This is a genomic window from Stenotrophomonas sp. GD03819, assembly GCF_029841665.1.
GTDB classification, from domain to species: Bacteria; Pseudomonadota; Gammaproteobacteria; order Xanthomonadales; family Xanthomonadaceae; genus Stenotrophomonas; species Stenotrophomonas geniculata.
This window is the reverse complement of the sequence record NZ_JAOCEW010000031.1, coordinates 1-20,312: the sequence shown is the minus strand read 5'-3', so window position 1 is coordinate 20,312 and position 20,312 is coordinate 1. Positions and strand designations below refer to the sequence as shown.

General features: G+C 66.2%; 15 protein-coding genes. 5 read left to right on the top strand and 10 right to left on the bottom strand.

From position 1 onward, the window contains the following. Positions 1–5: 5 nt before the first annotated feature. The 5 genes from N5D45_RS17210 to betI form a co-directional block, all read right to left on the bottom strand. The gene (locus N5D45_RS17210; RefSeq protein WP_049413283.1) at positions 6–875 is read right to left on the bottom strand and encodes a crotonase/enoyl-CoA hydratase family protein; all 870 of its coding nucleotides are present in this window, start codon (positions 873–875) and stop codon (positions 6–8) included. Positions 876–1,074: 199 nt separating this feature from the next. Then, a complete protein-coding gene (locus N5D45_RS17205; protein ID WP_010482498.1) occupies positions 1,075–2,751 on the bottom strand; it encodes a long-chain fatty acid--CoA ligase in 1,677 nt (558 codons plus the stop codon). Between the two features lie 160 nt (positions 2,752–2,911). Then, positions 2,912–4,594 carry a choline dehydrogenase gene (gene betA / locus N5D45_RS17200; RefSeq protein ID WP_010482497.1) on the bottom strand — a complete coding sequence of 561 codons (1,683 nt, stop codon included), beginning with the start codon at positions 4,592–4,594 and terminating at the stop codon, positions 2,912–2,914. A gap of 101 nt (positions 4,595–4,695) precedes the next feature. Beyond that, positions 4,696–6,168 carry a betaine-aldehyde dehydrogenase gene (betB, locus tag N5D45_RS17195; protein WP_049413280.1) on the bottom strand — a complete coding sequence of 491 codons (1,473 nt, stop codon included), beginning with the start codon at positions 6,166–6,168 and terminating at the stop codon, positions 4,696–4,698. Positions 6,169–6,206: 38 nt separating this feature from the next. After that, the gene (betI, locus tag N5D45_RS17190; RefSeq protein ID WP_005409501.1) at positions 6,207–6,797 is read right to left on the bottom strand and encodes a transcriptional regulator BetI; all 591 of its coding nucleotides are present in this window, start codon (positions 6,795–6,797) and stop codon (positions 6,207–6,209) included. A gap of 170 nt (positions 6,798–6,967) precedes the next feature. On the opposite strand from betI, the gene N5D45_RS17185 reads away from it, so the two are divergent. After that, the gene (locus N5D45_RS17185) at positions 6,968–8,518 is read left to right on the top strand and encodes a BCCT family transporter (protein ID WP_049453529.1); all 1,551 of its coding nucleotides are present in this window, start codon (positions 6,968–6,970) and stop codon (positions 8,516–8,518) included. Between the two features lie 148 nt (positions 8,519–8,666). On the opposite strand, the gene acnA is transcribed toward N5D45_RS17185, so the two are convergent. Then, positions 8,667–11,420 (bottom strand): aconitate hydratase AcnA, encoded by a 2,754-nt coding sequence (gene acnA / locus N5D45_RS17180; protein WP_164194126.1) that lies wholly within the window; start codon positions 11,418–11,420, stop codon positions 8,667–8,669. A 301-nt stretch (positions 11,421–11,721) separates the two neighbouring features. On the opposite strand from acnA, the gene N5D45_RS17175 reads away from it, so the two are divergent. The 3 genes from N5D45_RS17175 to acnB are packed head-to-tail and all read left to right on the top strand — an operon-like array spanning position 11,722 to position 14,983. Continuing rightward, a complete protein-coding gene (locus N5D45_RS17175) occupies positions 11,722–11,946 on the top strand; it encodes an AbrB/MazE/SpoVT family DNA-binding domain-containing protein (protein ID WP_005409505.1) in 225 nt (74 codons plus the stop codon). A 6-nt stretch (positions 11,947–11,952) separates the two neighbouring features. Beyond that, positions 11,953–12,351, top strand: coding sequence for a type II toxin-antitoxin system VapC family toxin (locus tag N5D45_RS17170; RefSeq protein WP_010482492.1), 399 nt, complete (start codon positions 11,953–11,955; stop codon positions 12,349–12,351). 40 nt (positions 12,352–12,391) lie between these two features. Next, positions 12,392–14,983 carry a bifunctional aconitate hydratase 2/2-methylisocitrate dehydratase gene (acnB, locus tag N5D45_RS17165; protein WP_057502341.1) on the top strand — a complete coding sequence of 864 codons (2,592 nt, stop codon included), beginning with the start codon at positions 12,392–12,394 and terminating at the stop codon, positions 14,981–14,983. A 160-nt stretch (positions 14,984–15,143) separates the two neighbouring features. On the opposite strand, the gene N5D45_RS17160 is transcribed toward acnB, so the two are convergent. Genes N5D45_RS17160 through N5D45_RS17145 form a run of 4 tightly spaced genes read right to left on the bottom strand, consistent with a single transcriptional unit; the run spans position 15,144 to position 19,990 of the window. After that, on the bottom strand, positions 15,144–16,217 hold the full coding sequence (locus N5D45_RS17160) for a chemotaxis response regulator protein-glutamate methylesterase (RefSeq protein ID WP_139042355.1): 1,074 nt from the start codon (positions 16,215–16,217) through the stop codon (positions 15,144–15,146). Continuing rightward, positions 16,214–16,810: a chemoreceptor glutamine deamidase CheD gene (gene cheD, locus N5D45_RS17155; RefSeq protein ID WP_014037083.1), complete on the bottom strand. Its 597-nt coding sequence runs from the start codon at positions 16,808–16,810 to the stop codon at positions 16,214–16,216. Before cheD ends, N5D45_RS17160 begins: the two co-directional genes overlap by 4 nt. Beyond that, positions 16,807–17,676 carry a CheR family methyltransferase gene (locus N5D45_RS17150; protein WP_019338555.1) on the bottom strand — a complete coding sequence of 290 codons (870 nt, stop codon included), beginning with the start codon at positions 17,674–17,676 and terminating at the stop codon, positions 16,807–16,809. Before N5D45_RS17150 ends, cheD begins: the two co-directional genes overlap by 4 nt. Positions 17,677–17,713: 37 nt before the next feature. Continuing rightward, a complete protein-coding gene (locus N5D45_RS17145) occupies positions 17,714–19,990 on the bottom strand; it encodes a methyl-accepting chemotaxis protein (RefSeq protein WP_057502342.1) in 2,277 nt (758 codons plus the stop codon). 105 nt (positions 19,991–20,095) lie between these two features. Between N5D45_RS17145 and N5D45_RS17140 the strand changes: the two genes are divergently transcribed. After that, positions 20,096–20,312, top strand: a 217-nt coding sequence (locus N5D45_RS17140) for a hypothetical protein (protein WP_279939338.1), incomplete at its 3' end; no start/stop codon positions are given.

The window sequence follows — 20,312 nt, the reverse complement described above, 5'->3', positions numbered from 1 at the left end:
GACGCTCAGGCCGGGTCGCCATTGCGCCGGGCCTGCGCCCGTACCAGCCGATCCATGGTGCGCAGGGACTTCTCGCCGAGCTGCATGGCGGTGTCCACCCAGATCTCGGTGATCCGCATCATTTCATGCAGCGGCACCATGGTGGCGATCTCGTTGACCTCACGCATCGCTGCCCATGCGTGCGGAATGCGTCGGCTTTCCTTGATCACCTGTTCGACCGCGGCAACACCTTCGCCCACCGGCACCACGATGTCGACCAGGCCCATCTCCTTCAGCTGGCTGGCGGTGTAGAGGTTGCCTTCCAGCATGATCTTCTCGGCCAGGCGCGGGCTGATCCGCTGGCACAGGAAGGAGTAGGCGCCCATGCCCGGGAACAGGTCGAACAGCACCTCGGGCAGGCCCATCAGCACGCCTTCCTCGGCGACGATGGTGTGGCAGCTGAGTGCGGCCTCGAAGCCGCCACCCAGTGCATTGCCCTGGACCAGGGCGATGCTGTGGGCACGGGTGCCCAGGCCGGCATGGAAGGCATGCACGCCGCGCACGCAGCGCTGGGCATAGTCGAGCAGGCGGGCGCGGTCGCCTTCGCGGATCAGGCGGCAGAACAGTTCGAGGTCGCCCCCCAGGTTGAACACGTCGCTGTCCGAGGCAAGAACGACATGGGGTGACAGGGCGTGCGAGGCGCTGAGGCGGTCGCCCAGGTCGCGCTGGTAGTCGACGATGTCATCGACCAGGCGCGAGGCGAAGCACGGCCGGCCTGGCTGGTTGACCAGGTTGGCGTGCATGTGGATCCAGTAGACATCCCGCTCGGGCTCCTCGGTGATACGCAGGGTAGGGTGCTGCGAGGGGCGGGTGATGATGGGGCGTACTGCGGACATGGGAGTTCTCCGTGTGACCGTCCGGCCAACCGCAGAGCGGACGGAGAGGAGTGAGGGGGCGGGCTGAACGTGCGGCGGCGACTGATTCTATGCACCCGTCGTGAACCGCCCGCAAGCGCTGTACCGGCCATGTTCCGGTAACAGAAAGACCCCGCCGTCTCCGGCGGGGTCCCTGTATTGTCCCGTTGCCCGGAAACCCTTACTGGGCGGGCGTATCACGCAGCTCGCGACGGAGAATCTTGCCGACATTGGTCTTCGGCAGCTCTTTTCGGAATTCTACGATTCTGGGGTGCTTGTAACCGGTCAGGTTTGCCCGCGCATGTTCCTTGACCATTTCCGCGGTCAGGTTCGGGTCCTTCTTCACGATCACGACCTTGACCACTTCGCCGGACTTCTCGTCCGGGACACCGACGGCGGCGACTTCCAGCACGCCCGGCATCATCGCGATGACGTCTTCGACCTCATTCGGGTACACGTTGAAGCCGGACACCAGGATCATGTCCTTCTTGCGGTCCACGATGTAGAAGAAGCCCTTTTCGTCCATCTTCGCCATGTCGCCGGTGTGCAGCCAGCCGTCGGCGTCGATGGCGGTGGCGGTTTCTTCCGGCCGCTGCCAGTAGCCCTTCATCACCTGCGGGCCCTTGATGCACAGCTCGCCCACTTCGCCCAGCGCCAGGATATTGCCGTTGTCGTCCTTGATGCAGGCATCGGTGGACGGGATCGGCAGGCCAATGGCGCCGTTGTACTCGGGCAGGGTGAGCGGGTTGATGCAGGCTGCCGGTGAGGTCTCGGTCAGGCCGTAGGCTTCGACCAGGGTCACGCCGGTGACCTTCTTCCAGCGTTCGGCCACGGCACGTTGCACCGCCATGCCGCCGCCCAGAGTGAACTTGACCGAAGAGAAGTCGATCTCGTCGAAGCCCGGGGTGTTGAGCAGGCCGTTGAACAGCGTGTTGACGCCGGTGATGGCAGTGAAGCGGGTGCCCTTGAGCTCCTTGACGAAGCCCTTCATGTCGCGCGGGTTGGTGATCAGGTGATTGCAGCCACCGAACTTCATGAAGACCAGGCCGTTCGCGGTCAGCGCGAAGATGTGGTACAGCGGCAGGGCAGTGATGATCACTTCCTTGCCCGGCTCGATGCCCGAGGTGGACAGCCACGCCGACGCCTGCTGCATGTTGGCGATCAGGTTGCGGTTGGTCAGCATCGCACCCTTGGCCACGCCGGTGGTACCACCGGTGTACTGCAGGAAGGCGATGTCGTCGTGGTCGATCTCGACCGGCGGAAGCGCGTGGCGGCTGCCCAGCTTGAGCGCCTGCTTGAAGCGGACGGCGCCCTTGATGTGGTAGTTGGGCACCATCTTCTTGACGTACTTCAGCACGAAGTTGACGATCGCGCCCTTGGCGCCGAGCAGGTCGCCCAGGCCGGTGGTGACCACGTGCCTGACCGGCGTGTCGGCGATGACCTGCTCGACGGTGTCGCCGAAGTTGTCGACCACCACCAGCGCACTGACGCCCGCGTCGACCAGCTGGTGCTTGAGTTCGCGCGCGGTGTACAGCGGGTTGACGTTGACCACGGTCAGTCCGGCGCGCAGCACGCCGAAGGTGGCCACCGGGTACTGCAGGCAGTTGGGCATCATCAGGGCGACGCGGTCACCCTTCTTGAGCTTGAGCTCACCCAGCAGGTAGGCGGCGAACTGGGTGACCAGCGCATCCGTCTCACCATAGGTGAGGACCTTGCCGAAGCTGGAGTAGGCGGGACGGTCGCGGAATTTCGCGACGGAAGCGTCGAAGACCGAGGCGACCGAATGGAATTCGTTGACGTCGATTTCGGCGGGAACGCCTTTCGGATAGCTCTGCAGCCAGGGACGATCCAGACTCATATTCCCCCTCCAGGAATCGTGATGTATTAGGTTCGGCCCTGAGCGTAGCGACAATGGCCGTTCATTGCAGCATACCCCGCCGTAGGGAAAACGCGAAGAGGCCCCGAAGGGCCTCTTTGCTGGGTAGTGCCGGCATCTGCGCTCGATCGGGCCGCTTGCGTCAGCCCTGCTTGCGCACCGGTGCGCCGTTGGCCTTGTAGTACGGCGCGGTGCTGCGGGCCAGCGGGGTGCGGCCGCGGATCACGTCGGCCAGCTTCTCGGCCATCATGATGGTCGGCGCGTTGAGGTTGCCGGTCACCACCTGCGGCATGATCGAGGCATCGACGATGCGCAGGCCTTCCAGGCCGTGCACGCGGCCCTGGCCATCGACCACCGCCATCGGGTCATCGGCATGGCCCATCTTGTTCGAGCACGACGGGTGGTAGGCGGTCTCGGCATGCTCGCGCACGAATGCGTCGATCTGCGCGTCGGTCTGCAGCGCGCTGCCCGGCGAGATCTCGCGGCCGCTGTACGGTGCCAGCGCCGGCTGCGCGAAGATCTCGCGGGTGATGCGGATCGCCGCGCGGAACTCACGCCAGTCCTGCTCGTGCGACATGTAGTTGAACAGGATGCTCGGATGTTCGCGCGGATCCTTCGAACGCACATGGATGCGGCCGCGGCTGGGCGAGCGCATCGAACCGACGTGCATCTGGAAGCTGTGCGCCTTGATCGGGTTGGAGCCGTTGTAATTGATCGCCACCGGCAGGAAGTGGTACTGCAGGTTCGGCCAGTCGAATTCGGCATCGCTGCGGATGAAGCCACCGGCCTCGAACTGGTTGCTGGCGCCGATGCCGGTACCCAGGAACAGCCACTCGGCACCGATCGCCGGCTGGTTGTACAGCTTCAGTGCCGGCGCCAGCGACACCGGCTTCTTGCATTCGTACTGCAGGTACATCTCCAGGTGATCCTGCAGGTTGGCGCCGACGCCTGGCAGGTGGTGCACCAGGTCGATGTCCAGGCTGCGCAGCAGGTCGGCCGGGCCGACGCCCGAGCGCTGCAGGATCTGCGGCGAGGCGATGGCTCCACCGCACAGCAGCACTTCGCGGCGCGCAGTGGCACGCTGCGGCTGGTCGTTGTGCAGCCACTGCACGCCCACCGCACGCTTGCCCGAGAACAGGATGCGGTCGGTCAGTGCGTGGGTGACGATGGTCAGGTTCGGACGCGGCTTGGCCAGGTCCAGGTAGCCACGGGCAGTGCTGGAGCGACGACCCTTCGGGGTCACCGTGCGGTCCATCGGGCCGAAGCCTTCCTGCTGGTAGCCGTTGAGGTCGTCGGTGCGCGGATAGCCAGCCTGCACGCCGGCTTCGACCATCGCCGCGAACAGCTCGTTGTTGCCGGCCTTCGGCGTGGTCACGCGCAGCGGGCCGTCGCCACCGTGGTAGTCATTGGGGCCGATGTCGCGGGTTTCGGCCTTGCGGAAGTACGGCAGGCAGTCCAGGTAGGTCCAGTCTTCCAGGCCCGGCATGCTGGCCCAGTTGTCGTAGTCCATCGCGTTGCCGCGGATGTAGCACATGCCGTTGATCAGCGACGAGCCGCCCAGGCCCTTGCCGCGGCCGCAGTCCATGCGGCGGTTGTTCATGAAGGGCTCGGGATCGGTCTTGTACGCCCAGTTGTAGCGCTTGCCCTGCAGCGGGAAGGCCAGTGCCGCCGGCATCTGGGTACGGAAGTCGAGCCGGTAGTCCGGGCCACCGGCTTCCAGCAGCAGCACGCTGACATCGGCATCTTCGGTGAGGCGGGTCGCCAGCACGTTGCCGGCCGAACCGGCGCCGATGATGATGTAGTCGTACTCGTTATGGGTGCTCATGGGTGTCTCCTGCAGGCCGGGGCGCGCTGCATGCAGGCGTCCCGGCGGAATGTCGGATCGGCGCGGTGGCCGGACGAGAGGGCGTGCTCGGGGCGCGCCGGTCAGAACACGCTGGCGTAGTCGCCCAGCTCGACCTGCACCGACTTGATGCGGGTGTAGTGGCCGAGGGTGGAGATGCCGTTCTCGCGGCCGACGCCGGATTCCTTGTAGCCGCCGACCGGCATTTCGGCCGGCGATTCGCCCCAGGTGTTGATCCAGCAGATGCCGGCTTCCAGGCGGTGGATGATGCGGTGGGCGCGGCTGACGTCCTTGCTGACCACGCCGGCGGCCAGGCCGAAGGTGGTGTCGTTGGCGCGGCGCACCACTTCGTCCTCGTCGTCGTAGGCGAGGATGCTCATCACCGGCCCGAAGATCTCTTCCTTGACGATGGTCATGTCATCGCGGCAGTCGGAGAACACGGTCGGCAGCACGTAGGCGCCATTGGCCAGCGCGCCTTCGGTGGCGCGGCCGCCGCCGGTCAGCAGGCGGGCGCCTTCGGTCTTGCCGCTTTCGATGTAGCGCAGCACGTTTTCCATGTGCGGGAAGCTGGTCAGCGGGCCGAAGTTGGTCTCGGCGGCCATCGGGTCGCCGATGCGGATGCGCTTGACGCGCTCGACAACAGCGGCTTCGAACGCGGCCAGCATGCTGCGCGGCACGAACACGCGGGTACCGTTGGTGCAGACCTGGCCGGAGCTGAAGAAGTTGGCCATCACCGCGATGTCGGCGGCGCGGTCGAGGTCGGCGTCATCGCAGATCACCAGCGGCGACTTGCCGCCCAGTTCCATGGTCACTTCCTTCAGCGACGAGGACGCGGCGCTGGCCATGACCTTCTTGCCGGTGGCGACGCCGCCGGTGAAGGAGATCTTCTCGATCACCGGGTGCTCGGTCAGCCACTGGCCGATCTCGCGGCCCGGGCCCTGCACCACGTTGAACACGCCGGCGGGCACGCCGGCTTCGGTGTAGATCTCGGCCAGCCGGATCGCGGTCAGCGGGGTCACTTCGGACGGCTTGAACACCATCGCGTTGCCCGCGGCCAGCGCCGGGGCCGACTTCCACATGGCGATCTGGATCGGGTAGTTCCAGGCACCGATGCCGGCGACCACGCCCAGCGGTTCGCGTCGGGTATAGAAGAAGCTCGATTCGCGCAGCGGCAGCTGGATACCTTCGATGGCGGTGGCCAGGCCGGCGTAGTACTCGACCACGTCGGCGCCGGTGACGATGTCCACGGTGGTGGTTTCGGCCAGCGCCTTGCCGGTGTCCAGGGTTTCCAGGTGGGCCAGTTCGTCGTTGCGCTCGCGCAGGAGCTCGACGGCACGGCGCAGGATGCGCGAACGCTCCATGGCCGTCATCGCGGCCCACACCTTCTGGCCTTCGGCTGCGCTCTGCACGGCACGCTCGACGTCGGCCTGGCTGGCGACCTGCACTTCAGCGATCACCTCGCCGGTGGCCGGGTTGATGGTCTTGAAGGTCTTGCCGCTGGTGGCATCGACGCGCTGGCCGTGGATGTAGAGCTGTTGGACGGGCAGGGTGGTCATGGGGCGTACTCCTTGGAAGGGGGCGGGTGCTGAAGCGCTTATAGCGCGACAGCCTGCAACTGGAAGTCGATATAGCCGTAAGCGATGCGCCGGGACTTCTCGGCATTGAACTGGCCGCCGACCAGGCTGCCGCGCAGCCACAGGCCGTCAATCATCGCGGCCAGGCCGCGGGCGGCCAGGCGGGCCTGCGGGTGGGGCAGCAGGCGGTTGAACTGGTGGCACAGGTTCGAGAACAGGCGCTGGTCGTTGGCGCGCTGCAGCCGGGCCAGTTCCGGCTGGTGCATGCTGGCGGCCCAGAAGGTGAGCCAGACGCGCATGGCGGTGCCGTTGATCTGGCTGTCGTCGAAGTTGCCATCGACGATGGCGCGCAGCTGCTCGCGCGGGTCGTCGCTGGCGTCGGCGCGGTAGCGGGCGACCGCGTCCTTCAGTTCGCGCAGGATCTGCCGCATTGCAGCATTGAGCAGGCCGTCCTTGTCGCCGAAGTAGTGGGCGACGATGCCGCTGGACAGCCCGGCCTTCTTCGCGATGGTGGCGACGGTCGCATCGGCCATGCCGATCTCGTCGATGGTCTGGAAAGTGGCCCGGATCAGCTGCTCGCGCCGTACCGGTTCCACGCCTTTCTTCGGCATTGTCTCTCCACGGATTGCGACCCGAAGGATCGGGCTGCCCGCCATTATGCTTTTTATTGATTGAACGTTCAATCAATAAACCCTAGGATGCGCTCGCGCCCCACGCCATGGGCCCGGTTTACCGGTCCGGCCCCGCCCATGTGCTCCCTCGGACTTGATGAGACGACCCCATGTCTTCCCTGGCTCATCCCAAGCGTTCGCCCCTGCGCTTGAACCGTTTTGTGTTCTTCAGTTCCTCGGTGTCGATCGGCATCCTCGGGCTGCTCACCGTTCTCTATCCCGAAGGCAGCGAGCACTGGCTGCAATGGGCGCAGGCCGAAGTGTCGGCCGCGTTCGGCTGGTGGTACATGCTGCTGATCGTGCTGTGCCTCGGCTTCGTGCTGTGGCTGGCGTTCTCGCCGTATGGCCGCATCCGCCTGGGCCACAACGAGGAATCACCGGCCTTCGGCTACGTCGCATGGGTGTCGATGCTGTTCTCGGCCGGCATCGGCATCGCGCTGCTGTACTACGGTGCCTACGAACCGCTGGACCATTTCCTCAATCCGCCCGGGCAGCCCGGCGGCACCGTGGCCGCCGGCCGCGAGGCGATGGTGCTGACCTTCCTGCACTGGGGCCTGCACGGCTGGGCGCTGTACGCGCTGGTCGGCGTGGCGCTGGGCTACTTCGCCTACCGCCGCGACCTGCCGCTGGCGTTGCGCTCGGCGCTGTACCCGATCTTCGGTGAGCGCATCCATGGCCGCATCGGCGACATGGTGGATGGCTTCGGTATCCTGGCTACGCTGATCTCGATGGTGACCAACCTCGGCATCGGTGCGCTGGTGGTGCAGTCCGGCCTGGTCTACCTGTTCCACATCCCGGATACGCCGCAGGTGCTGGTGGCGATCGTGCTGGTGATGATGGTGGTGGCCACCATCGGTGTGGTGGCTGGCGTGGAAAAGGGCATTGCCTGGCTCTCCAACCTCAACGTGCGCCTGCTGTGCGGCCTGCTGCTGTTCGTGCTGGTCACCGGCCCGACCCTGCACCTGTTCGACGGCCTGATCCAGAACACCGGCGATTACCTCGGCGCGTTCGTGCGCAAGAGCTTCGACATGTACCTCAACGACCCGAAGGGCCGTGAGTGGATGGGCTCGTGGACGCTGTTCTACTGGGCCTGGTGGATCGCCTGGGCGCCGTTCGTCGGCCTCTTCGTGGCACGCATCTCGCGTGGCCGCACCATCCGAGAAGTGATCATGGGCGTGTTGCTGATCCCGCTCGGCTTCACCCTGGCCTGGCTGTCGATCTTCGGCAACACCGCCATCGACCTGGTGCTCAACCATGGCCAGGCGATCCTGGGTGAGGTGGCCCAGCACGATGCGGCGATGACGCTGTTCAAGCTGCTGGAATACCTGCCCGCCGCGCCGTATGTAGCCGGTGCCGCGGTGGTGATCGGTTTCGTGCTGTTCCTGACCCCGGTCGATTCGGGCACGCTGATGATCGCCAATCTGTGCACCCGTCGTGTCGATGACGGCGTCGAGGACGGTCACGACGCACCGATCTGGCTGCGCGTGTTCTGGGCGGCCGGCATCACCGTGGCCAGCGTCGGCCTGCTGCTGGCCGGCAACTTCAGTGCGATGCAGACCGCAGTGGTGCTGTGCGGCCTGCCGTTCTCGTTCACCCTGGCGTTCTACATGTGGGGCCTGCTGAAGGCGCTGCGTACCGACCCGGACGCGCCACGCCGGTGAGCGCTTCTGTAGAGCCGAGCCCATGCTCGGCTGCTGTTGGCGCAGAACCAGCAGAGCCCATGCTCGGCTCTACAGGGGGGCATCGCAAACGCAAAGGGCCGGATCCGCAAGGATCCGGCCCTTTCCTCAATCGGGCGCAGCCGCGCCGTTACTTGCTGGCCAGCTGGCGCAGCACGTACTGCAGCAGGCCGCCGTGGCGGAAGTACTCGACTTCCTTCGGGGTCAGCAGCATCACCGACACCTCGAAGGTCTTCTTCGTGCCGTCGGCCTTGGTGGCGGTGACCGTGGCGCGCTTGCTGGCGCCGTCCTGCAGGCCGGTGATGTCGATCACTTCCGAGCCGTCCAGGCCCAGCGACTGCGCGTTTTCGCCGTTGCGGAACTGCAGCGGCAGCACGCCCATGCCGACCAGGTTGGAGCGGTGAATGCGCTCGAAGCTTTCGGCGATGACCGCCTTCACCCCCAGCAGCAGGGTGCCCTTGGCCGCCCAGTCGCGCGACGAGCCGGTGCCGTATTCCTTGCCGGCCAGCACCACCAGCGGCACCTTGTCAGCCTTGTACTTCATGGCCGCATCGTAGATCGCCAGCTTTTCCGGCTGGCCACCACCGGCCGGGTAGTACAGGGTGTTGCCGCCTTCCTCGCCACCGAACATCAGGTTCTTGATGCGGATGTTGGCGAAGGTGCCGCGGACCATCACGTCATCGTTGCCGCGACGGCTGCCGTAGCTGTTGAAGTCGGCCGGCTGCACGCCGCGCTCCTGCAGGAAGCGGCCTGCCGGCGAGTCCTTCTTGATGTTGCCGGCCGGGGAAATGTGGTCGGTGGTGATCGAGTCGCCGAACAGGCCCATCACGCGTGCGCCGTGCACGTCGTCGATGCTGCCGGTCTGCATGGTCATGCCATCGAAGTAGGGCGGGTTCTTGATGTAGGTGGAGGCGTCGCTCCACGCGTACAGGTTGCCGTCCGGCGAGGCGATGGTGTTCCAGCGGGTGTCACCCTTGAACACGTCGGCGTAGTTCTGCTTGAACATCTCCGGGCCGATGGTGGCGGCGATGACATCGCCGATTTCCTTGTTGCTCGGCCAGATGTCGCGTAGGAACACCGGCTGGCCATCGCTGCCGGTCCCCAGCGGCTGGGTGGTCAGGTCGATGTCGGTGGTGCCGGCGATGGCGTAGGCCACCACCAGCGGCGGGCTGGCCAGGTAGTTCATCTTCACTTCGGGGTGCACGCGGCCCTCGAAGTTGCGGTTGCCCGACAGCACCGAGGTGACCACCAGATCGCCGGTGGCGATGCCGGCGCTGACTTCGGTCGGCAGCGGGCCGGAGTTGCCGATGCAGGTGGTGCAGCCGTAGCCGACCACGTAGAAGCCGATCTTCTCCAGCTCCTTCAGTACGCCAGCCTTTTCCAGGTAGTCGGTGACCACGCGCGAGCCTGGGCCGAGCGAGGTCTTGACCCACGGCTGGCGGTTCAGGCCCTTGGCGGCCGCGTTGCGGGCCAGCAGGCCGGCACCGATCATCACCGCCGGGTTGGAGGTGTTGGTGCAGGAGGTGATGGCCGCGATCACCACCGCGCCATCCTTCAGCCGGACCTTGCGGCCTTCGGTTTCGATATCGGCGTAGCCCTTGGCCAGCTGCTCGTTGCCGACCGCAGCGCCGCCGCCTTCATTGACGAAGGAGGAGACGTCGTCGCTGCGCTTGTCACGGTTGGCGGTCATGCCGACCAGCGCTTCGCGGTAGTTCTTCTGCACGTCTTCCAGCAGCACGCGGTCCTGCGGGCGCTTGGGGCCGGCCAGCGACGGCTTCACCGTGCCCATGTCCAGTTCCAGCGTGGTGCTGTACTGCGCATGTGCACTGTTGGCGTCGTGCCACAGACCCTGCGCCTTGGCGTAGGCTTCGACCAGATCGATCTGCTCTTCGCTGCGGCCGGACAGGCGCAGGTAGTTCAGCGATTCGGCGTCGATCGGGAAGATACCGCAGGTGGCGCCGTATTCCGGGGCCATGTTGCCGATGGTGGCACGGTCGGCCAGTGGCAGGTGCTGCAGGCCGTCACCGTAGAACTCCACGAACTTGCCGACCACGCCGAGCTTGCGCAGCATCTGGGTAACGGTCAGCACCAGGTCGGTGGCGGTGGCGCCCTCGGGCAGCTTGCCGGTCAGCTTGAAGCCGACCACCTGCGGAATCAGCATCGACGACGGCTGGCCCAGCATGGCGGCTTCGGCCTCGATGCCGCCCACGCCCCAGCCCAGTACGCCGATACCGTTGATCATCGTGGTATGGCTGTCGGTGCCGAACACGGTGTCGGGATAGGCAATCTCCTTGCCATCTTTCTGCGCGGTCATCACCACGCGCGCCAGGTTCTCCAGGTTCACCTGGTGGACGATGCCGGTGTTCGGCGGCACCACCTTGAAGTTGTCGAAGGCCTTCTGGCCCCAGCGCAGGAAGCCGTAGCGTTCCTGGTTGCGCTGGAATTCGATCTTGCCGTTGAGGTCCAGCGCGTCGGGCTTGCCGAACACATCGACCTGCACCGAGTGGTCGATGACCAGTTCGGAGGGAATCTGCGGGTTGATCTGCTCCGGCTTGCCGCCGAGCTTGACCACCGCATCGCGCATCGCGGCCAGGTCGACCACGCAGGGCACGCCGGTGAAGTCCTGCAGGACCACGCGCGCCGGCATGAAGGCGATCTCGGTGTCCGGCTCGGCCGCCGGGTTCCAGCGGGCCACTGCTTCGATGTGGTCCTTGCCGACGGTGATGCCGCCGTCCTCGTGCCGGAGCAGGTTCTCCAGCAGGATCTTCATCGAGTAGGGCAGGTGGGAGATGTCGAAGCGCTGGCCCAGCGTGGGCAGGCTGAAGTAGTCGTAGGTCTTGCCGCCGACGTTCAGCTGGCTGCGGGTGGAGAACGAATCGCTCATGCGGGGTAACTCCTTCTTGCGGATGGCTTGCAGTGGCCCGCGCATGGGCGGACCTGCTTGCGGTCGCCGCGGGCCTGGTGGCCCCGGAGGTTCCAGTATGAACCCGAAACTGAATGGATTCACCCGGGCCGGGTCCGGCCTGCGGCATCGGTTCCAGACTACAGGGGAAGGTGTATGGCGTATGTCACGTTTGTGGCCGATCCTTTGCGAGGCAAGGGCTGGCGGGTCGCCGGTCCTGTTCAGGGTGGAAGTATGCCCGGGGAAGTATGTATAATTTGTGCATACTCTGGAGGGCCTACCGATGGAAGCCACTGTTGCAGAACGCGGACAGATCACCCTGCCCAAGGCGGTGCGTGATGCCCTCGGCCTGACCAAGGGCACGCTGCTGAAGGTCGAGCTGGACGGCAGCCGCATCATCCTGCGCAAGAGTGTTGACGATGCCATTTCACGGGCGCGCGGCAAGTTCGCGCTGGACGGCTTCGAGTCGTCCGATGCGGCAGTACGCGCGGTGCGCGACGAGGAATAAGCCGTGATGATCGCCGTCGATTCACCGGTACTGGTCGAGCTGCTCAGCAATGGCCCGCAGGCCGATGCCGTGGAAGCCATCCTCCGGCAGAGCCTGGTCGGCGGCCGCGTGGTGGTCTGCGGCGCGACCCTGGCCGAGGTCTGCGCATCGCTGCGCGGCGGCGCCGAGGTGCTCGAAGCGCTGGAAGAAATGGGCGTGCACTTCAACCCGATGGAAGCCAAGTCGGCGTTGCGCGCCGGCGAGATGCACCGTCGCCACCGCCAGCGCAGCGGCAGCCGCCGCAGCCTGGACGAATTCATGGTCGGCGCCCACGCACTGCTGCAGTGCGATGGCCTGATCACCTGGAACGATACGTTTTACCGCGACTACTTCAAGGGCCTGAAGCTGATCGTGCCGCACGCCTGAGCCCACTTTTTTTCAACCTACGCATTACCCGGGAGTTGTCATGTTGGAAGCCTACCGCCACCACGTCGCCGAGCGCGCTGCGCTTGGCATCCCGCCGCTGCCGCTGAGCGCGCAGCAGACGGCCGATGTCATCGAACTGCTGAAGAACCCGCCGCAGGGCGAGGCCGAGTTCCTGCTCGACCTGCTGACCCACCGCGTGCCGGCCGGCGTCGATGACGCAGCCAAGGTCAAGGCCTCGTACCTGGCCGCGATCGCGCTGGGCAGCGAGCAGAACCCGCTGATCAGCCGCGAGCGCGCCACCGAACTGCTGGGCACCATGCTCGGCGGTTACAACGTCGCTCCGCTGGTGCAGCTGCTGGATGACGCCAGCGTCGGCACCATCGCCGCCAACGGCCTGAAGAAGACCCTGCTGGTGTTCGACGCCTTCCACGACGTGCAGGAAAAGGCCAAGGCCGGCAACGCCAACGCCCAGGCCGTGCTGCAGAGCTGGGCCGATGCCGAGTGGTTCACTGGCAACCCGGAAGTGCCGCAGAGCCTGACCGTCACCGTGTTCAAGGTGCCGGGCGAGACCAACACCGACGACCTGTCGCCGGCGCCGGACGCGACCACCCGCCCGGACATCCCGATGCACGCCCTGGCGATGCTGAAGAACAAGCGCGACGACGCGCCGTTCACCCCGGAAGAAGACGGCAAGCGCGGCCCGATCCAGCAGATCCTCGACCTGAAGGACAAGGGCCACCTGGTTGCCTACGTCGGCGACGTGGTCGGCACCGGCTCCTCGCGCAAGTCGGCCACCAACAGCGTGCTGTGGTGGACCGGCGATGACATTCCGTACATCCCGAACAAGCGCGCCGGTGGCGTGTGCCTGGGCGGCAAGATCGCGCCGATCTTCTACAACACCATGGAAGATGCCGGTGCGCTGCCGATCGAGCTGGACGTGTCGAAGATGGAGCACGGCGACGTCATCGAGCTGCGCCCGTACGAAGGCAAGGCGCTGAAGAACGGCGAGGTGATCGCCGAATTCCAGGTCAAGTCCGACGTGCTGTTCGACGAAGTGCGTGCCGGTGGCCGCATCCCGCTGATCATCGGCCGTGGCCTGACCGGCAAGGCGCGCGAGGCGCTGGGCCTGGCCCCGACCGACCTGTTCCGCCTGCCGGTGCAGCCGGCCGATACCGGCAAGGGCTTCTCGCTGGCGCAGAAGATGGTCGGCCGCGCCTGTGGCCTGCCGGAAGGCCAGGGCATGCGCCCGGGCACGTACTGCGAACCGAAGATGACCTCGGTCGGCTCGCAGGACACCACCGGCCCGATGACCCGCGACGAGCTGAAGGACCTGGCGTGCCTGGGCTTCTCGGCCGACCTGGTGATGCAGTCGTTCTGCCACACCGCCGCCTACCCGAAGCCGGTGGACGTGAAGACCCACCACACCCTGCCGGAGTTCATCTCCACTCGTGGCGGCGTTTCGCTGCGCCCGGGCGACGGCGTGATCCACAGCTGGCTCAACCGCATGCTGCTGCCGGATACCGTTGGCACCGGTGGTGACTCGCACACCCGTTTCCCGGTGGGCATTTCGTTCCCGGCCGGTTCGGGCCTGGTCGCCTTCGCCGCGGCCACCGGCGTGATGCCGCTGGACATGCCGGAGTCGGTGCTGGTGCGCTTCAAGGGCAAGATGCAGCCGGGCGTGACCCTGCGTGACCTGGTCAACGCGATCCCGCTGTACGCGATCAAGTCCGGCCTGCTGACCGTGGCCAAGGCTGGCAAGAAGAACATCTTCTCCGGCCGTATCCTGGAAATCGAAGGCCTGCCGGAGCTGAAGGTCGAGCAGGCGTTCGAACTGTCCGACGCCTCGGCCGAGCGTTCGGCCGCCGGCTGCTCGGTGCGCCTGAACAAGGAGCCGATCATCGAGTACCTGACCAGCAACATCACGCTGCTGAAGTGGATGATTGCCGAGGGTTACCAGGATCCGCGTTCGTTGCAGCGCCGTATCGAGAAGATGGAAGCGTGGCTGGCCAACCCGGAGCTGCTGGAGCCGGATGCCGATGCCGAATACGCTGCCGTCATCGAGATCGACCTGGCCGACATCCACGAGCCGATCGTGGCCTGCCCGAACGATCCGGACGACGTGAAGACCCTGTCCGAAGTCGCTGGTGCCAAGATCGACGAAGTGTTCATCGGTTCGTGCATGACCAACATCGGTCACTTCCGTGCCGCTGCGAAGCTGCTGGAAGGCAAGCGTGACCTGCCGACCCGCCTGTGGGTGGCCCCGCCGACCAAGATGGATGCCTCGGAGCTGACCAAGGAAGGCGTGTACGGCACCTTCGGTGCCACCGGCGCACGCATGGAAATGCCGGGCTGCTCGCTGTGCATGGGCAACCAGGCGCAGATCCGCGAAGGCTCCACCGCGATGTCGACCTCGACCCGCAACTTCCCGAACCGCCTGGGCCGCAACACCAACGTGTACCTGGGTTCGGCGGAACTGGCCGCGATCTGCTCGCGCCTGGGCCGCATCCCGACCAAGGAAGAGTACATGGCCGATGTGGGCGTGATCGCCGCCAGCGGCGCGGAGATCTACCGCTACATGAACTTCGACCAGATCGAGGAATACCAGGACGTGGCCAAGACGGTCGCTGCCTGATGCGGTAACTGAAAACCCCCGGCTCGCGCCGGGGGTTCTTGTTTGCGGGATGCCCTGTGGCGCCGAATCCATGCCCGGCTGCTGTTCGCGCGATGCGCGATGAGTCGAGCGTGGCTCGACTCTACAAAGGCATCCACGCATGGCGTGGATCCACTTCGCGTCAGCTGCGGGCGAGGGCGAGCAGGCGTTCCGCTATGCGTTCCAGTGGTACCTGTTCGTCCGCGGCGCCGAGCTTGAACGCTGCACCGGGCATGCCCCAGACCACACTGGTGGCCTCGTCCTGCACCAGTGTCGGCGCGCCGGCCTGGCGCATCTCCAGCAGGCCGCGTGCGCCGTCATCGCCCATCCCGGTGAGTATGGCACCGATGGCGTTGCTGCCGGCGTTCTGCGCGACCGAACGGAACAGCACGTCCACCGCGGGCTTGTGCCGGTTCACTGCCGGGCCGTCATCGACGCGGCAGCGCCAGCGCGCACCGTCGCGGATGATGCGCAGGTGCTTGCCGCCGGGTGGGAGGTAGGCGTGGCCGGGCAGCACCGCTTCGCCGTCGCTGGCCTCGCGCACGGCCATCGCCGAGTGTCGGTCCAGGCGTTCGGCAAAGGCGCTGCTGAAGCTGGCCGGCAGGTGCTGGGTCATCACCACGGCGGGCGCGTCGGCGGGCATGCCTTCCAGCACCACGCGCAGCGCTTCGGTGCCACCGGCTGACGAGCCGATCGCGATCAGGCGATCGGTGGTACGGAACTGCGGTGAGGCGGGGCGCATCGAGGGGGCTGCGTCCAGCATGAGTTTCGGGACTGCAGCGCGCACCAGCGGGCGCACCCGCGAGCGCGCCGCCATCTTGACCTTGGCGATGATCTCGTCGGCGTAGCCCTGCAGGCCGCGGGCCACGTCCAGCTTGGGCTTGGAAACGAAATCCACCGCGCCCAGCGCCAGTGCCTGCAGCGTGGTGTCGGCGCCTCGCTCGGTCAGCGAGGAAATCATCACCACCGGCAGCGGATGCAGGCGCATCAGGTTTTCCAGGAACGCCAGCCCGTCCATGCGCGGCATTTCCACGTCCAGGGTGATCACGTCCGGGGCCAGGCGCTTGATCTTCTCGCGCGCCAGCAACGGGTCGGCGGCGGTGCCGACCACGTCGATGGACGGATCGCTGGACAGGATCTCGGTGAGCATCTGGCGCACGACGGCGGAGTCGTCGACGATCAGGACCCGGCAGGGGGCGTTGCCGGTCAGGGTCATTCGAACAGCTCCACGCCGCCGGTGACCGGGGCCTTGGACAGGCGTGCACGCACCGCCGATTCGGTCGCGGCCACCTCGGCTTCATGGGCGTGCGGCAGGCGCTGCACCACCACGCGGCCGGTATCGGCGAAGAACCAGATCTTGCGCGGATGGATGCCGCACAGGTCCTCGGCGATGATCGGAATATGCTCGGCCTGCAGGTACTGGCGCACGAACTCGGCGTTGCGCGTGCCGACCGGATTGCTGGTGAAGCCCTTGAGCACGTTGGCGCCGCCGAACACCTTGGCTTCGATGCGCTTGCGGTGGGCGCCGCGCTTGAGCATGTCGTTGATCAGCAGTTCCATCGCGTAGCTGCCGTAACGCGCGGGCGCGCCGTCGCCGGCATTGCCCTCGGGCAGCAGGAAGTGGTTCATGCCGCCGATCTTCAGTACCGGGTCGCGCAGGCACGCGGCCACGCAGGAACCCAGCGTGGTGGTCAGCGCGGTGGTGTCGTCCACCACCAGGTACTGGGTCGGCAGCAGCTTGGCCGCGATGGTCTGGAAGCGCGCATCCTGGTAGCGCATCACATCGTCGGTACGCAGCGAGGCGTTCATGCGCCGGCCTTTGCCGCACGGCGATACAGCGTACGGCCGCAGGGCTGGATCAGGTCGGCGGCGTGCAGGTAGTTCTCCGAGTGCCCGGTGTAAAGCAGGCCGTCATCGGCCAGGTGCTGCACCAGGCGGCCGAGGATGGCACGCTGGGTCGGCTTGTCGAAATAGATCATCACATTGCGGCAGAACAGCGCGTCGAATGGTCCGCCGACGTCGTAGCGCGGGGCGAGCAGATTCAATGGGCGGAACTCGATCAGCTCGCGTAGTGCCGGCAGCACGCGGCACTGGCCCTCATTGGGGCCGCTGCCACGCTGGAAATAGCGCCGGCGCAGATCCGGGTCGAGATTGGTGACCCGGTCGATGTTGTAGACGCCACGGCCGGCGGTGGCCAGTACCTGGGTATCGACATCGGTGGCGACGATGCGCACCGGCGGCTTCAGCGTACCGAAGGCCTCACAGGCGGTGATCGCCATCGAATAGGGTTCTTCACCGGTGGACGCCGCGCATGACCACAGCAGCAGCGGCGTGCGGCTGGAGCGCTGCTGCAGTTCCTCGCGCAGCTTGTCGAAGTGGTGCGGCTCGCGGAAGAACGAGGTCAGGTTGGTGGTCAGCGCGTTGGTGAACGCCTGCCACTCGTCACCGTCTTCCTGCTCCAGATGGTCCAGATACTGCTGGAAGCTGCGCATGCCCAGCGTGCGCAAGCGGCGCGATAGGCGGCCATAGACCATGTCGCGCTTTGCCGGTGCAAGGGCGATGCCCACGCGCTGGTAGATCAGATCGCAGACGCGGCGGAAATCACGGTCGGCGAACTCGAATTCGCGCGGGCCGGTGACGATGGGAGTAGGACTTTGCACGGGGGACGTGTCCATCGGCAGAGGCGGCGGCCGAAGCCGCCGCGGGTGGGTCTCAGAATTCCTGCCAGTCGCTGTCGCTGGCGACGAAGGTGCTGGCGTTGCTGCCGGTGCGGCGGACCGGTGCCGGCGTTGGAACCGGCTGCGGGCGCGCCACGGCGGTGGCAACACGCACCGGTTCGACACGCGCGGCCACCGCCTTCATTGCGGCGGAGACCTGGTTGTCCAGGCGGAAGATCGCCACGGCGTCGGCCAGCTGGCCAGCCTGTTCTTCCATCGCGCGCGCGGCAGCGGTAGCTTCCTCCACCAGCGCGGCGTTCTGCTGGGTGGTCTCGTCCATCTGCACCACGGTCTGGTTGACCTGCTCGATGCCGGCGCTCTGTTCCTGCGAGGCGGCGGAGATCTCGGCCATGATGTCGGTCACGCGCTGCACCGAGGCGACGATCTCGCCCATGGTGCTGCCGGCCTGGTGGACCAGGCTGGAGCCTTCGGCAACCTTGCCGACCGAATCATCGATCAGGCCCTTGATCTCCTTGGCGGCGGCGGCCGAGCGCTGGGCAAGGGTGCGCACCTCGCTGGCGACCACGGCGAAGCCGCGGCCCTGTTCACCGGCACGTGCGGCTTCCACTGCAGCATTCAGCGCCAGAATGTTGGTCTGGAAGGCGATGCCGTCGATGACGCTGATGATCTCGGCGATCTTCTTCGACGAGGCTTCGATGGCCGACATGGTGTTGACCACCTGGCCGACCACGCTGCCGCCTTGAGACGCAACACCCTGCGCGCCGATCGCCAGCTGATTGGCCTGGCGGGCATGTTCGGCGTTCTGGCGCACGGTGGAGGTCAGCTCCTCCATCGACGCGGCGGTTTCTTCCAGGTTCGCAGCCTGCTGCTCGGTGCGACGCGACAGGTCGCTGTTGCCCGAAGCAATCTCACCGGCGGCCAGGGTGATGCTGGAAGCACTGGCCTGGATCTGGCCGACGATCTGGGTCAGCTGCGCGACGGTTGTGTTGGCGTCGTCACGCATGCGGGCGAACACGCCCTGGTAGTCACCCTGCATGCGCGCGGTCAGATCACCTTCGGCGATGGCCGACAGCAGCTGCGAGAGCTTGCCGAGGTTGTCATCGCTGACCGCCATCATCGCGTTGAGGTTTTCCAGCATCAGGCGAAAATCGTGATCGAAGCGCTGCGCATCGCCACGGCGGCTGAAGTCGCCGGCAGCGGCGGCACTGGCCAGCTGCTTGATTTCGGCGTTGATGCGGCCGAGATTGGCCTTGACGGTGTCGACGGTGGTGGTCATCGCCGCCTTTTCGCCGGGGTAGCGGGCGATGTCGCGGCTCAGGTCGCCGACCGCGTACTGCTGTACCACGTCCAGCACGTTATGCAGGGTCTGCACGTGGCCGCCTACCAGGGCGTTGGTTTCCTGCACCATCAGCCCGTACTCGCCGGGGAAGGCACTGGCGTCGATGCGATAGCTCAGTTCGCCGGCATCGTGGCGGCGGGCCATTTCGCGCTGGCCGCCGATCACTGCGTGCAGCTGCTGCTGCATGCCGGACATGGCGTCCAGCAGGCGACCGGGTTCGTCATGCGCCTGCGGACCGATGTGGCTGTCCAGCTTGCCGCGGGCGATACCCTCGGCGACGGCCGTTGCCTGCTTCAGCGGCACGGCGATGCGGTTGCCGATGAGCCAGCTCAGGGCCAGCACGATCAGTACCAGCACGCCACCGGAGACGGCCATGATGGCGGTGAACACCAGCGCCTGCTTCTGCACGTCGTCCATGTAGACGCCGCTGCTGACCACCCAGTTCCAGGGCGCGAACAGGCCGGCGTAGGCGACCTTCTCGACCTCGCCCTTGCTGCCGGGCTTGGCCCAGCGGTAGTTGACGAAGCCGCCACCGGCCTTGGCTGCTTCGACCTGGTCGTAGTAGATGCGCACGCCGTCGTCGGTGCGGAAGTCCTTCATGTCCTTGCCGACCAGATCCTTGCGGAACGGGTGCATCAGCAGGCGGTAGCCGGTGTCGTAGATGTTGAAGTAGTAGGCATCGTTCTCGGCGCGCATCACTTCCAGCGCCTGCAATGCCGCGCTCTTGGCAGCGTCCTCGCTGAGCTCGCCGGTACCGGCCAGCCGGTGATAATGCTGGAGGATGCCGTAGCTGAGTTCGACCTGGGTCTTCAGCGCGGTCTTGCGGGTCTCGGTGAGGTCCAGGTACTGCATGCGGGCGGCGATCACCGAGAGCGCGATCACGCCGAGCGCGATGAGCAGCGTCAGCAGGTTGAGCTTGCGCCGGACGGAGAGGTTGCTGAAGTAGTGTTGCCAGCGATGCAGGAGATTCATCGAGCAGGACCAGGTCGAAGCGGGCGGGCGGCGCCGAGCCGGTCAGCGGCGGGACAAGCCGTGACAACCCCGTTATCGGCCGATGGGGCGGGGGATTGAGGCGCAGTGTCCGAACGTATTCAGGTTTCCTTGCAGCGGCGGCTGCGGCGCTGCCTGCGGCAGGCTGGTTTTGAAGCAACAGCAACAGCAACAGCGGCTGGTCGGCGCTGGATTGTCAGTAAGTGGCTGGGCCGGGGTGGGCAGGCAGGACACGCCATAAACCTGTGGTGGTCTAATCAACTTGGACACTCGATAGGATCAATTTCAAGCATCGAGGTAGACC

Coding starts and splice junctions, on each gene's coding strand:
- betA (WP_010482497.1), bottom strand. CDS start 4,594: ATGAGCACCCATAACGAGTACGACTACATCATCATCGGCGCCGGTTCG.
- N5D45_RS17210 (WP_049413283.1), bottom strand. CDS start 875: ATGTCCGCAGTACGCCCCATCATCACCCGCCCCTCGCAGCACCCTACC.
- cheD (WP_014037083.1), bottom strand. CDS start 16,810: ATGAACGCCTCGCTGCGTACCGACGATGTGATGCGCTACCAGGATGCG.
- betI (WP_005409501.1), bottom strand. CDS start 6,797: ATGCCGAAGAAAGGCGTGGAACCGGTACGGCGCGAGCAGCTGATCCGG.
- N5D45_RS17205 (WP_010482498.1), bottom strand. CDS start 2,751: ATGAGTCTGGATCGTCCCTGGCTGCAGAGCTATCCGAAAGGCGTTCCC.
- N5D45_RS17145 (WP_057502342.1), bottom strand. CDS start 19,990: ATGAATCTCCTGCATCGCTGGCAACACTACTTCAGCAACCTCTCCGTC.
- N5D45_RS17175 (WP_005409505.1), top strand. CDS start 11,722: ATGGAAGCCACTGTTGCAGAACGCGGACAGATCACCCTGCCCAAGGCG.
- betB (WP_049413280.1), bottom strand. CDS start 6,168: ATGACCACCCTGCCCGTCCAACAGCTCTACATCCACGGCCAGCGCGTC.
- N5D45_RS17160 (WP_139042355.1), bottom strand. CDS start 16,217: ATGACCCTGACCGGCAACGCCCCCTGCCGGGTCCTGATCGTCGACGAC.
- N5D45_RS17150 (WP_019338555.1), bottom strand. CDS start 17,676: ATGGACACGTCCCCCGTGCAAAGTCCTACTCCCATCGTCACCGGCCCG.
- acnA (WP_164194126.1), bottom strand. CDS start 11,420: ATGAGCGATTCGTTCTCCACCCGCAGCCAGCTGAACGTCGGCGGCAAG.
- N5D45_RS17170 (WP_010482492.1), top strand. CDS start 11,953: ATGATCGCCGTCGATTCACCGGTACTGGTCGAGCTGCTCAGCAATGGC.
- N5D45_RS17185 (WP_049453529.1), top strand. CDS start 6,968: ATGTCTTCCCTGGCTCATCCCAAGCGTTCGCCCCTGCGCTTGAACCGT.
- acnB (WP_057502341.1), top strand. CDS start 12,392: ATGTTGGAAGCCTACCGCCACCACGTCGCCGAGCGCGCTGCGCTTGGC.